Source organism: Candidatus Magnetobacterium casense, assembly GCF_019173545.1.
Classification (GTDB): Bacteria; Nitrospirota; Thermodesulfovibrionia; order Thermodesulfovibrionales; family Magnetobacteriaceae; genus Magnetobacterium; species Magnetobacterium cryptolimnobacter.
Genome location: NZ_JABXWD010000075.1, coordinates 1 through 12,262, shown reverse-complemented (window position 1 = coordinate 12,262; position 12,262 = coordinate 1). Strand labels below are relative to the sequence as shown.

Annotated in this window: 14 protein-coding genes; all 14 read right to left on the bottom strand. The window is 49.4% G+C overall.

Annotated elements, in window-relative coordinates:
- Positions 1-190: 190 nt before the first annotated feature.
- Positions 191-634, bottom strand: a complete 444-nt coding sequence (locus HWQ67_RS06005) for a Fur family transcriptional regulator (protein WP_218251756.1) — start codon at positions 632-634, stop codon at positions 191-193.
- A 282-nt stretch (positions 635-916) separates the two neighbouring features.
- Positions 917-1,762, bottom strand: coding sequence for a ParB/RepB/Spo0J family partition protein (locus tag HWQ67_RS06000; RefSeq protein WP_218251755.1), 846 nt, complete (start codon positions 1,760-1,762; stop codon positions 917-919).
- Positions 1,737-2,540, bottom strand: coding sequence for a ParA family protein (locus HWQ67_RS05995; protein ID WP_218251754.1), 804 nt, complete (start codon positions 2,538-2,540; stop codon positions 1,737-1,739). Before HWQ67_RS05995 ends, HWQ67_RS06000 begins: the two co-directional genes overlap by 26 nt.
- A 67-nt stretch (positions 2,541-2,607) precedes the next feature.
- Positions 2,608-3,306, bottom strand: a complete 699-nt coding sequence (locus HWQ67_RS05990) for a sensor histidine kinase (RefSeq protein WP_218251753.1) — start codon at positions 3,304-3,306, stop codon at positions 2,608-2,610.
- Between the two features lie 16 nt (positions 3,307-3,322).
- Positions 3,323-4,948, bottom strand: coding sequence for a tetratricopeptide repeat-containing response regulator (locus HWQ67_RS05985; protein ID WP_218251752.1), 1,626 nt, complete (start codon positions 4,946-4,948; stop codon positions 3,323-3,325).
- Positions 4,949-5,130: 182 nt separating this feature from the next.
- Positions 5,131-6,084 carry a GNAT family N-acetyltransferase gene (locus tag HWQ67_RS05980; protein ID WP_218251751.1) on the bottom strand — a complete coding sequence of 318 codons (954 nt, stop codon included), beginning with the start codon at positions 6,082-6,084 and terminating at the stop codon, positions 5,131-5,133.
- Positions 6,081-6,521 (bottom strand): retroviral-like aspartic protease family protein, encoded by a 441-nt coding sequence (locus tag HWQ67_RS05975; protein ID WP_218251749.1) that lies wholly within the window; start codon positions 6,519-6,521, stop codon positions 6,081-6,083. Before HWQ67_RS05975 ends, HWQ67_RS05980 begins: the two co-directional genes overlap by 4 nt.
- Positions 6,522-6,523: 2 nt before the next feature.
- A complete protein-coding gene (locus HWQ67_RS05970) occupies positions 6,524-6,724 on the bottom strand; it encodes a DUF5678 domain-containing protein (protein WP_218251747.1) in 201 nt (66 codons plus the stop codon).
- A gap of 173 nt (positions 6,725-6,897) precedes the next feature.
- Entirely contained in the window at positions 6,898-7,512 is a 615-nt protein-coding gene (locus HWQ67_RS05965; RefSeq protein WP_218251746.1) for a UbiX family flavin prenyltransferase, read from the bottom strand.
- A gap of 5 nt (positions 7,513-7,517) precedes the next feature.
- Complete coding sequence (locus HWQ67_RS05960) at positions 7,518-7,847, bottom strand: FtsB family cell division protein (RefSeq protein WP_218251744.1); 330 nt, start codon at positions 7,845-7,847, stop codon at positions 7,518-7,520.
- A gap of 137 nt (positions 7,848-7,984) precedes the next feature.
- Positions 7,985-9,268 carry a phosphopyruvate hydratase gene (eno, locus tag HWQ67_RS05955; protein ID WP_218251742.1) on the bottom strand — a complete coding sequence of 428 codons (1,284 nt, stop codon included), beginning with the start codon at positions 9,266-9,268 and terminating at the stop codon, positions 7,985-7,987.
- A gap of 94 nt (positions 9,269-9,362) precedes the next feature.
- On the bottom strand, positions 9,363-10,748 hold the full coding sequence (gene lpdA, locus HWQ67_RS05950) for a dihydrolipoyl dehydrogenase (RefSeq protein WP_218251741.1): 1,386 nt from the start codon (positions 10,746-10,748) through the stop codon (positions 9,363-9,365).
- Positions 10,745-11,131 carry a glycine cleavage system protein GcvH gene (gene gcvH, locus HWQ67_RS05945; RefSeq protein ID WP_218251740.1) on the bottom strand — a complete coding sequence of 129 codons (387 nt, stop codon included), beginning with the start codon at positions 11,129-11,131 and terminating at the stop codon, positions 10,745-10,747. The genes lpdA and gcvH overlap by 4 nt, the downstream gene beginning before the upstream one ends.
- Before the next feature lie 61 nt (positions 11,132-11,192).
- Positions 11,193-12,262 (bottom strand): glycine--tRNA ligase subunit beta (glyS, locus tag HWQ67_RS05940; RefSeq protein ID WP_218251739.1); only part of this gene is annotated, 1,070 nt, incomplete at its 5' end.

The window sequence follows — 12,262 nt, the reverse complement described above, 5'->3', positions numbered from 1 at the left end:
CTCGCCCCTCCCCTTGCGGGGGGTTCTGAAGGGGGGCGGAGGGGGTGGGGCACGATTTTCCCGCAGCGGGTCGCACCCGCCCCTGTCACAAACCGCCCCTTTCTTTCTTCTATTCAGGCAATTTTGATACCCGAAAAAACTCGAATCCGATCAGTATAGCTACTTATGCTCTTCTGCTTATCAATAGAGGTTAAAATAAAGTTTCTATATCCTTGCACTCAATGCATAGCCCATAAATATCCATCTTGTGCGACATGATTTTAAAGCCATGAGCCTTTGCAAGTTCTTCCTGAAGTATCTCGATATTGGGATCGACCACCTCGATCATCTTTTTGCAATGTACACATATGAGGTGGTCATGGTGACTGAGTCCATAGATAGCTTCGTAGCGTTTCACCCCGTCGCCGAAGTCCTCTTCCCTGGCTATCCCGGAGGCAACAAAGAGTCGTAGTGTCCTGTAGACAGTGGCCTGTCCGATGGATTTGTCCCTGTCGTCAACAAGTCTGTAAAGTTCTTCAGGTGATAGATGCCTTTTGCTATCTAAGAAGATAGACAGTATTATCTCCCTCTGATAGGTCATTTTCAGTTTGTTCCTGGTCAGGAAATCACAAAATGCCTTCGCTTGTTTTTCCATTTGATTAACTCACTGTTATTGCTGTTCTCGCGAAATAGCTGTGACACTTTGTCTGGAAATGCTTTGGGGGTGAATCGTAAATCATAGGATTGATTTCTTTATCACCACTGAGACCTAACACGCGTTTAAAAAAGATATCAGTACCTCCAGGTAACATCGTCCCCGATTTCCCGGTATAGCTTCAATCAATCGTACTCTGGAGCCGACCTGTAGCAACGCAGGTGACTGTAAGTAGACACCAATGACGTCTTCGATGACTTATGTTTTTAGTTCGATTCATTTTCATATCCTGAGTATATCTATCAGTCTGTTTAGTTCGTCGAGGGAGTAGTATTCGATTTCTATTTTTCCCTTTTTGCCTTTGTGGTTGATCCTGACCTTGGTGCCGAGGGTTTTGATGAGTTCCTGTTCGATGTTTGAAATGTGCGGGTCTTTTTGTGCAGGGGTTGTGGCAGTGGTGGCAGGAGGTTGCTTTTCGGCAACTTCAGTTGAGAGTGCGGCCACAAGGGCCTCAGTCTGCCGGACGTTGAGGTTGTTTTCGATGACCTGTCCAGCGATATCCAACTGTTGCACGGGGCTGCCTGCAGAGACGATGGCACGGGCATGTCCCATGGACAACTTGTTTTCAGAGACCATTGCCTGTACCTCCTGTGGCAGGTGTAAGAGGCGCAGGTAGTTTGCAACAGTGGCCCTGTCTTTGCCGACCTTTGTGGCAATATCTTCCTGTTTGAGTTCAAAGTCGTCTATCAGTTTTTGGAAGGCACGTGCGGTTTCAATGGGGTTGAGGTCTTGTCGCTGGATGTTTTCGATGAGTGATATTTCCAGTGCGTCATTGTGTTTTTTATCCCTGACGATGCAGGGTACCTTTGTGAGTCCACAGAGGACAGCGGCCCGCAATCGCCTCTCACCCGCGATGATGGTGAAGGAGGAGTCGTCATTTCTATTGACGATGATGGGTTGCAGTATGCCCTTTTCCCGGACGGAGGCGGCTAACTGTATGAGGGATTCCTCGTCAAAGTCCTTTCGTGGTTGATCGGGATTGGGACTTATACGCTGCGGATCAACGTGCAATATCCCGTCCCTCTCTACAGGCAATAAGACGTTAAGCCCCCTGCCCAACTTTACCATTTAAGATTTCCTGTGCCAGTGCTAAGTATGACTGTGCCCCCTTTGAGCGAGCATCGTAGTACATGGCGGGTTTGCCAAAGCTTGGTGCTTCTCCGAGCACCACGTTGCGCGGTATCATGGTGGTGTAGACCTTGGAGCCATAAGAGTCCCTCACATCCTTGACAACCTCCAGTGACAGGTTGTTGCGGACATCGAACATGGTCAGGAGTATTCCTTCGATGCTCAGAGCAGGATTAAAGGAGTCTTGCACGTCCATTATGGTACTGGCCAGCAGGCCCAACCCTTCCAGGGCAAAGTACTCACACTGTACAGGGATCATCACCGAATCTGCGGCTACGAGGGCGTTCAGGGTTAAAAGTCCCAGAGAGGGTGGACAATCTACTAAGATATATTCAAATCTGGTTCTTATATTCTTAAGGGCATCGGCCATCATGGATTCTCGTCTTTCTTTGCCGACATACTCTATCTCTGCGTCTACCAGGTGTCTGGATGCCGGGATTATATAGAGTCTTTCAAACGTTGTGTCTATTATAGTCTCTTCTGCCTTGCAATGGCCGGTATATATGTCGTAGAGGGTTTTATAGCGATTTTCCTCTGGATTTCTGGAATCGATATCTTTCTTGTCGATTCCCACGGAGCTGGTAGAGTTACATTGTGGGTCGCTGTCAACGATAAGGACGTCTTTTCCGATGCTTCCCAGGGAAGCTGCCAAGTTTATAGCCGTAGTAGTCTTGCCCACTCCACCCTTCTGGTTGGATATTGATATGATCTTACCCATTACAACAGATTGCCCGTATATGTACGTTGAATCAGGCAGACAGATTCAGCAAGTGAGCGCAAATAACTCAGGGCAGGCTTATGCAAAAACAACCACCGCCATATGTGCTGGAGTTCTTCAGGGTTATAAAGCCTTCCCGCTCCTTATTTCTGTGGAAGCGCGCAACCATTGAGGAGAAATACAGTCCCAGCCCGGTGTTACCCGTCTTAAAGCTGATAGAGCTTTCCCTAGTTCTGCCATTTTGCAACATGTGGTCCGGATAGCCAGTGCCATTGTCCTCGATACAGATACTCATATAGGCATCAGCTTCATAGGCGCTGATTCGGATGAGGTCTTTGGTGTACTTGAAAGAGTTATTGATGATGCTGTTGAGGGAACCTGCCAGCAGGTCTTTATCGAAGAACCAGTAGAGGTCGGTATCTATATCAACGTCGAGTGTAATGCCTTTGTAATCCATGAGTGTTTTGTTCTGAGCGATCAGGTCTTCAACGAGTTCTACTACAGGGTTGTAACCGATGTTGAGGCTATACAGGGAATTTTCCAATCTGTATAGGGCCAGCAACTGCATGAGGTTATTGTTTACATGTTTTGCGTTGTACTGTAGTTGTGACAGCAGTTTGATATCGGAGTTTTTGTCTTTTTCGAAGTGCTCTATCACGTTGTCCAGGTAATTGATCAACATGCTCAGAGAGTTTTTCATCTCATGCACGGAAGCGGCCAATATGCCTGAGAACTCTATCTGTGGTCCATTTAAATCTATACTCATATTTACCTTATCAACCTCATGGTTTACTTACAAGCAGTTGGTACATGGATAACAAGCTCTGATATTTTGCATATGAGGGGTCAGCCTTTCTTATTTGTTCCAGGTATGTTCTTGTTTGCAACATGAGTCGTTCACTTTTTCCGTATTTCTGCATGTACATGATGTTGGCCTGAGCCGCATTTGCATTAATGATCTTGTTATCCGGCAGACCACTTGCAGCCTTCTCAAAGAACTCGATTGCGTCTTTGAGCCTTCCCTTCTGAACAAGGGCAACACCGTCATTGTTTACTTTAACGATTTCCTGTCTTGTGTCAGATATTATCTGCATACCCTCATCGCGCAGGTTGGCAGCGGTAAATACATCTTCAGCCATTTTGATAACTTTTTCGTTATCGTGGTTGTTTTTGATAATGTTTTCCATTATCTTGTTGCCTTTTTCCGTATCTCCCAGTTGAAAGAAGGCCTTTGCGACATCCATGGATGCCTCGGCAGAGACGTTGCCTTTTATGAAGTCAAAGATTTGAGTTGCCTCATCGAGGGCATGTTGTGCTGCTTCGTGTTTACCCAGTTCCTTGTAAGCGAGGCCTTCCATCACGGCTGCCTGGAGGTTGGCCTCAGGGTTGTTGGTAAACGTTTCGCGTGAATCGCCCAGGACATCGAGGGCCTTTTCAGGCCGTTTTCTTGCGATGTATATATTGGCAAGGCCGGTGTAATCGGTAGGGCTTTTGAAGCAGGATTTTTTTCCCAGATTGACGGCAGCCTTCAGTGATTTTTCTGCCGTGTTGAGGTCTTTGTTTTTCATGGCGATCTGGGCCAGATTTTTTTGCCGTAAGATAGCCTTGGGTGATATCTCTGACGCAGTCATAAGTATTGACTGAGCCTCTTTTGTTTCGCCTAATTCCTCATAGGACTTGGCCAGCCAATCATAGGCCTCCATCAGAGTCTTGTTTTCGGCGATAAGCTCCTTAAACAGGGGGATTGCGTCGGCAAACTGAGCCTTCAGATAATACACCTTGCCAAGCCCCATGGTTGCCCACGGTATCTTGCGCACGGCCAATACTTCTTCATATATTTTTTTGGCCTCGTCGTAATCGCCAACCATCACACACAACTGTGCCTTCCAACGTAAGTAGTCAAAGATATTCTTTGGTTTATTGTTTATGCGTTCGTTGCAGATGTTTATGGCTGTCAGGAAGTCCTTGTGATAGATTGCCTTATCTATTGCCTCGAACTCCTTTTTTCTTTCCATTATTTTGTCGATGCGCCCCTTTAGGGAGTCCTTGGTAAAGGGCTTTGTCAGGTAGTCATCCGGTTTATACTCCATCGCCCCCATTACCATGGACATGGTGTTTTCAGCCGTGATCATTATAAAAATAGCGGAGTACAATAGCAGTTCTCTATGCTTTGCCTCTTCAAGTATCTGTTGTCCGTCTCTTTTTCCCTCTCCGAGGTTGTAGTCACACAAGATAATATCATAAGGTTTTAAGGCCATCCTATCGATGGCTTCATCTCCATCACCAACGTCATCGATGTCATTTATGCCAAAGGACTGGAGCATCTTTTTCACCGAATACCTAAACTCCGAGTAATCGTCTATAACGAGCACCCGTTTATGTATTATTTCGCCTCTATAATCGTACATCGCCATACCTAATCAAGCATCCCTCTATATAATAGCATTAACCACTTTATCTGAATGTAGGATAAAATAAACCCCACATAAAAGTCAAGCACAAAATTACCCATTTAATTTGTCTCATTCGCAAGACAGCTATTTTAGCAGAGCAGGGCATCCGTAGCGTTGTCCCGATTTAAGTGTGGTTGTCAACTGTCGTCGTAATCTCCCATTCTGTAGCAGAGGTTGCTATAGAAGGTGTTGTCATCCATTACGCCGGGCTTTACGATCTTCAGGGCGCAGGGCAGCCCCTGAGAGACCTCATAGTCGTGTGCCAGGAAGTGTTTTACGACGGGTTCTGCGCCGTTTAGCCACACTTGTATGGCAGAGATATTCTGACTACATGCCAGGGTATCGAGCATGCACAGGAAGCCCTCTGTGACACGGCCATCGGGGAGCATAAAGTCCAGGAGATTCATCCTGTCCTGTTGTATCCGCACGATGGCAAGGGCCTTTATGGCGGTGCTGAAAAAACCGCGCCAGACAACCACCTCGTACTTGCGTGTGGGGTGTTTGCGATACCTCCAATTGAAGTACCTGGCATCCTTTACGATAGACAGGGGATAGGAGTTGCGACACTTCTGCCATAGGGTGTCGAGTTCCTTGTCTTTGACGCCATCCCAGCCTGTGTAGACCCTCATGGGCATCTTGTGGATATTGGCGTCCTTGATAGTCAGTCGTTTTTCGTAGAGGGTAAGCATCCTGCGGCTGGCCCCCATGACCAGGCAGTGGAGTCTGGCATGGCGCTCTGAGGGGAAACCAAAGGCGAAGTCCATTTCGTGTTGGTTGTAGAAGAGTTCGGCGGCCTTCAGCACCGGGGGTTTGAGGGAAAACGCCCTGGCCCTGTAGGCCGGATGGGTCATCACGTCGCAGAACTGATACGCCCAAAGCCCCTGTCCCTGAAGTTCCATGGCACACCTGATGCCGCCAAAGTGCGAAACGAGCTTGTCGCCATCAACCCCGACGTAGGAATGTGCCCCGTTGGGAGTGCCTTGGTACTTCCACAACCACTCTTCAACCGATATCAGCTTGGAGAAACAAATCCTGAACAGCTCACAGAGTCCGTCGATATCCTCATCCGTGGCGCTCCGTATGACTATCATCTTGCCACCGGCATGTTGTCTGGTAATCTAAGCGAAAATAATCGCTTTGGATAATCAACAGTGAGAATAAAATTACTCAGAAAATTGTTGACTCCGAATAATAATATATCTAATTTCGGTATGAAATCAACTAGAATCTCAGGCGATTCATAGAGAATATTTCTGTTGTATGGATGTAGAATTTGAAAAAACGTTGTATGTCTGTAAGCCGTATTTTCTCCATTGGCAGTTAAAATTTGTTTAGATTGGCCTTGCTGTAAATTATGTTTTAAGTCGGATGCATAATTACCAGGTATTGCACATTCATCAGCGCCCGTATCAATGATACCATAGGTCAGCACATGCGATTTCGTATGAGGATTTATTATTCGTGCTAAAAGAGACGGCGCGTGTACACCATCCCCAAAATCCGTAAAAGGAAAATCTACAATGGGCATCGCTAATAGAGATATGTTGTCCCTTTTTTGCGGACATAAAAGACAACGGGATCACTTATCCCTGCATTTTCCGTCTGTTGATAGACCTCTCGGATAGTATTGCCGCTTGCTATGGCGTCATTGTCACCAAAGCCACGCGTTGCCACATATTTGCCAGCATATTTTTCGGCATCGTTGATCACACAAAACGGGTTGGTATCCATACAATTATCCCTCCATACATAATTAACGTTTAATTTTACTTATACCTCATACTGTATTTATACCATAAATATATCTTCTCCGTCAATCTTTTTCTGATTCGGTTGCATAAGCAGGCAGGGTAATAGTTCACCCCCCTAAGAAGAAGGAAAGAAAGGGGCTGCTTCCGGGGCGGTTAATCCCTGCCGTGGTGGCCGTTCCAGCGTCTGAAGAGGCTGTGCGGTATTGACATGCAGTCCAGGAGCTTGCCTGTGATGAAGGCTATGACGTCGGCGAGGTCATTGGGCTGACTGTAAAAGGCCGGCACGGGAGGGGCTATAACAACACCAAGCCTTGCCAGCTTCAGCATGTTCTCAAGGTGTATGGCGCTAAAGGGCATCTCACGCGGCGACAGCACCAGAGACCTGCCCTCCTTTATGACGACGTCGGCAGCCCTGATTATCAGGTTATCGGCATACCCGTTGGCTATCCCTGAGAGGGTCTTCATCGAACACGGCACCACGTACATGCCATCCGTTATAAACGAACCGCTGGAGAGCGGACTGTGCAGACAATCGTCTTCGTAGTAAAATAGCCGCTCCGTGTTGAAATGCCGCCTCAACCTCTCCGTGCGGGTAGGGTCGTTGCCTGTCCCTGTAACCAGGTCTAACCCAGTCTCGTAAGCAATGATCGGTATCGCCTCCGAGGAGATGATCACATGCACCTCGGCAACCGTCACAAGCGCCTCGATCAATCTCAACGCAAACACTGACCCACTTGCCCCGGTGATCGCTACAATGTACTTTTTCAAACGGGCTACTTATTCTTCTCCAACTTGTAGATGTACTCATCGGGCATTGCCAGGCCCAGGTCTTCTCTGGCCTTTTTCTCGATATAGAAGGGGTCCGTTCCTATTGCCTTTATCTCATCCTTGACAGAGGATATCTCCATCTCAAGGCGCGCAATATCCTCCTCCATCCGTTGCTCCTCAGACTTCAGTCTGAAATAATTAAACAGCCCCATCTCATCATAAAACAAATTAAACAATATCAGTACCAGCGCAAAGAGAAAAAACACAACAAACAATCTCCCCCGATGCCTCCTCTCTTTGACTATCTGCTTCCTGAGAAGATTCCTCTTATCCATATTTGTTTGTCTTCATTTCTGTGATTTAAACCACGCAAGACCAAGAGCACCCTGGAGAGACCCAAGATGGGGTCAAGGGGTCCGTGACCCCTTGCAGGGGGGGTCTGAGGGGGGGGCAGAGCCGCCCCCCTTTTTTTTTACTTGAGGTTGTAGAATGTGTCACGTCCTTTGTATACGGCTACGGAGCCAAGCTCTTCTTCGATTCTCAGGAGCCTGTTGTACTTTGCAATGCGGTCAGACCTTGACGTTGAACCCGTCTTTATCTGCCCGGCGTTAAGCGCCACGGCTATGTCGGATATCGTGGTATCCTCCGTTTCGCCTGAGCGATGCGAAATGATGGCGGTGTACTTTGCCTTCTTTGCCATCTCAACGGCGTCAAGCGTTTCCGTCAGAGAGCCGATCTGGTTGACCTTGACCAGTATTGCATTGGCCAAACCCTTTTCGATACCCTCCTTGAGGATGGACGGGTTGGTGACAAAGAGGTCGTCGCCCACTAGCTGCACCTTTTTGGAGAGCCTGTCTGTGAGTTTTTTCCAACCGTCCCAGTCGTTTTCGCTCATACCGTCCTCAATTGAGATGATCGGATACTTGCCGGTCAAGTACTCATAGTAATCGACGAGTTCTTCGGGGGTAAAGGTCTTTCCCTCACCGGCAAAGTCATACTTGCCGTTCTTGAACAGCTCCGAGGATGCGACATCGAGTGCAAGCAGGAAGTCAACTCCGGCCTTGTATCCGGCGGCAGCAATGGCCTCCATGATCTCCACGAGTGCGTCTTCGTTGGACTTGAGGTTGGGTGCAAATCCGCCCTCATCACCCACGGCAGTTGACAGGCCTTTCTTTTGGAGGGTTTTCTTGAGGCTATGAAATACCTCCGCAGACATGCGCAGTGCATCGGCAAAGCAACGCGCACCCACTGGCATAATCATAAACTCCTGAATGTCAACGTTATTGTCGGCATGTGCCCCGCCATTGACGATGTTCAACATCGGCACGGGCAACTCCTTGCCATTGACCCCGCCCAGGTACTTGTACAGGGACAACTCTGACTCGTCGGCTGCGGCCTTGGCAACCGCCAGTGATACGCCCAGGATTGCGTTTGCCCCAAGTCTTGATTTGTTGTGTGTGCCATCAAGCTCGATCATGACGCCATCAATGAGCGCCTGCGACGTTGCATCCAGGCCAATGACCTTGTCCGCTATGGTGGTGTTGACGTTTTCTACGGCCTTTTTCACGCCCTTGCCCAGATACCTGGCCTTGTCGCCATCTCTGAGTTCTACGGCCTCCCTCTCACCCGTTGAGGCGCCACTGGGGACGGCTGCCCTGCCCGCAGCCCCGCTCTCCAGTATGACGTCTACCTCAATGGTCGGATTGCCTCTGGAATCCATTATCTCTCTTGCGTGAACAACTTCGATCCTAGACATATATGCCCCTCCTTAAAATTCTTCATAATTAAATTATAGCAATAAGGGAAGTTTAAACTAACCTCGCTAAATAAGTCTATAGCGCTGCCTGACTTTATTTCTTGGGTGCGTGTATGGCCTCACCAAATACGTCCTCGGCTGCCTCCATCAAGCCCTCGGCCAGGGTCGGATGGGCATGGATTGTCTCAGCGAGCGCCTTAACGCTCAACCCTGCCTTGATTGCGACCGCCGCCTCGTGGATTATATCCGAGGCATTGTGTCCCACTATGTGTACACCGAGGATCGCCTTGCCCGCCTCGTCGGAGAGTACCTTGAACATGCCGGTGATTTCTCCCATGGCATGTGCCTTGCCCAATGCCCTGTAGAGGAATTGTCCCTTTCTGTACTTGATCCCGCGCTCCTGCAACTGGTGCTCACGCATCCCCACCGAACCGATCTCCGGCGAGGTAAATATCCCACCCGGCACACAGGTGTAGTCCATCTCTTCCTTGTGTCCCATGATGTTTTTGATGGCCACCATGCCCTCCGTGGAGGCTACGTGCGCAAGGAGCATACCCCCTACTACATCACCAATGGCGTAGACATCGGGGTTGCTCGTCTGCATCATGGCGTTGACCGATATAACGCCACCCTTGCCGGGGGTCACACTGACCTTGTCCAACCCTATACCATCGGAGTTAAACGCCCGCCCTATGGTGACAAGGAGTTTTTCCGCCTTGAGTTCCTTGCCGTTGGAGAGAAACGCCCTGACGTCATTAGCTTCAACGCTCACACGGTCTACCTTTACATCCGTGATGAGCTTTATCTTTTTCTTTTTGAGTTCCCGTTCCAGTATCTGTGACACCTCGGGGTCTTCCGTGGTCAGGGCACGGGGCATCAGCTCTACCATCGTCACTTCGGTGCCAAAACTCTGGTATATGCACGCAAACTCACAACCCATCACGCCGGCGCCTATGATTATCATCGAGGTGGGGATGCCGTCCATGTTCAGGGCATCGGAGCTGGAGATAATCCGCTTGCCATCAAAGGGGAACGTCGGGATTTCCGCAGGACGGGAGCCCGTGGCTATGATAAACTTTTCCCCGCTTATGACCTCCTCCTGGCCACTGCCGTTTACGACCCTGACCTCCTTTTCTGAGATGAAGCTGCCCCTGCCCTCTTTGAGCTTCACCCCCCAGCTCTTAAACAATGCCCGTATCCCCTTGACCTGCGTGGAGATGACCCCGTTTTTGCGAGCCATCAGCTTTTGCACATTGGGGGTGAGACTGCCGCTGAAGTCTATCCCGTATGAGTCACAGTGCAGGGCCGTGACATAGGCCTCCGCCGATGCTATGAGTGTCTTTGTGGGTATACAGCCTTCGTTGAGGCAGGTGCCGCCAACCTCCCTGCCCTCAATCACCGTGACATCGGCACCCATCTGCGCACCCTTGAGGGCCGCCACATAGCCCCCGGGGCCCGCACCAAGGATTACTATCTTCATCCAGCTTCCTCTTCGATGTACTTCTCGTAGTCGGAGACGTCCATCAACTCCTCAAGCTCGGACTCATCCGCTACCTCTATCACGGCTATCCAGCCCTTGCCGTAGGGCTCCTCATTGATTATTTCGGGGGCATCTTCCAACTCCTCATTTACACTCAACACCGTGCCGCTAATCGGGGCGATTACCGACGAGGTCGCCTTGGTGGATTCAATCTCTGACATCTCAGTATTTGCCTCTACCTCCGCGCCTACCTCCAGTATGTCCAGATACACTATATCACCCAACTGTTCCTGCGCATAGTCTGTTATGCCTATAGTGGCCTTCTTGCCTGACAGACTTACCCAGGTATGTTCCTTATGATATCGTAATTCTTCAGGGTTCATGATTACCTCCGATGGTTTCTTTTCATCCGTTAAACAGATGTTTCTTTCTATTTAGATTTTTTCATACATTTTTTACTTTTGTCAAGTCCTGCTTCTCCTGCATCCTGGACAGGTCGGCCACGATTGCCGCCGCACTCAATATGTCCCTCAACAGGGCCAGCCTGTTGATTCTCTGAACCTCGTCCTTGTCCATGACCAGCACCTTGTCAAAGAATTCGTTTATCGGCGCTACCAACTCCGCCAATAACTCCAGGGCACGCCGGAACTCTCCACTTGCAACGGCAGTCTCAAGCCCCTGTCGTATCCGTCCCAGGGCATCGTACAACCCCTTTTCGTAAACACCCTGCATAAGCCGGACGTTTACGACATATGAGCCGTCCATCTCCCGTGGCACTATGTTGTATATACGTTTAAACGCAATCACAATTTCGTTGTACCTCTGTTGTTCCTTTAACTGCATCAGGGCATCCATCCGTCCGACCAGGTGGTTTAGTTGCACGCACTGAAACCGTTCCATCACTGCCTGGATGACGTCGTGGGAGTATCCCGTGGTCGAAAACAGGGCCTGCAGCCTCTGTCTGAAAAACGCATACAGGGCATCCAAAACAGTCCGCGGCCTTTCCAGGACATCAGCGACTCCCGTGAGGATAGCCTCAATCGTAATCCCGAAGCCACCCTGCAGCAGGATAGCTATCACACCGATTGCCTGTCGCCTCAGGGCGTAGGGGTCCTCCGACCCCGTGGGCGTCTGGCCTATGGAGAAGAATGATACCAGATTGTCTAGCTTATCTGCAAGACTTACGATCATGGCAAGTTTTGTTGATGGTATTTTGTCCCCGGCAAAGGCTGGCAGATAGTGTTCGAGGATGGCCTGAGCGACTTGAGGTTTCTGACCGCTCTTGAGGGCATAGTACTTGCCCATGACCCCCTGTAGCTCCGGAAACTGACGCACCACTCCGGTGGTCAGGTCGGCCTTACAGAGGCGGATGGCCATCAGCAGTTGTTCTCTGTCGATTTCGGTCGGATCAAATAGTTGTAGTCGCAGGAAGTCGCCTATGGCAGCGAGCCTCTCTACCTTGTCAAACACCGATCCGAGGGCATCCTGAAACACGATCCCTTTTAAGTGCTCCA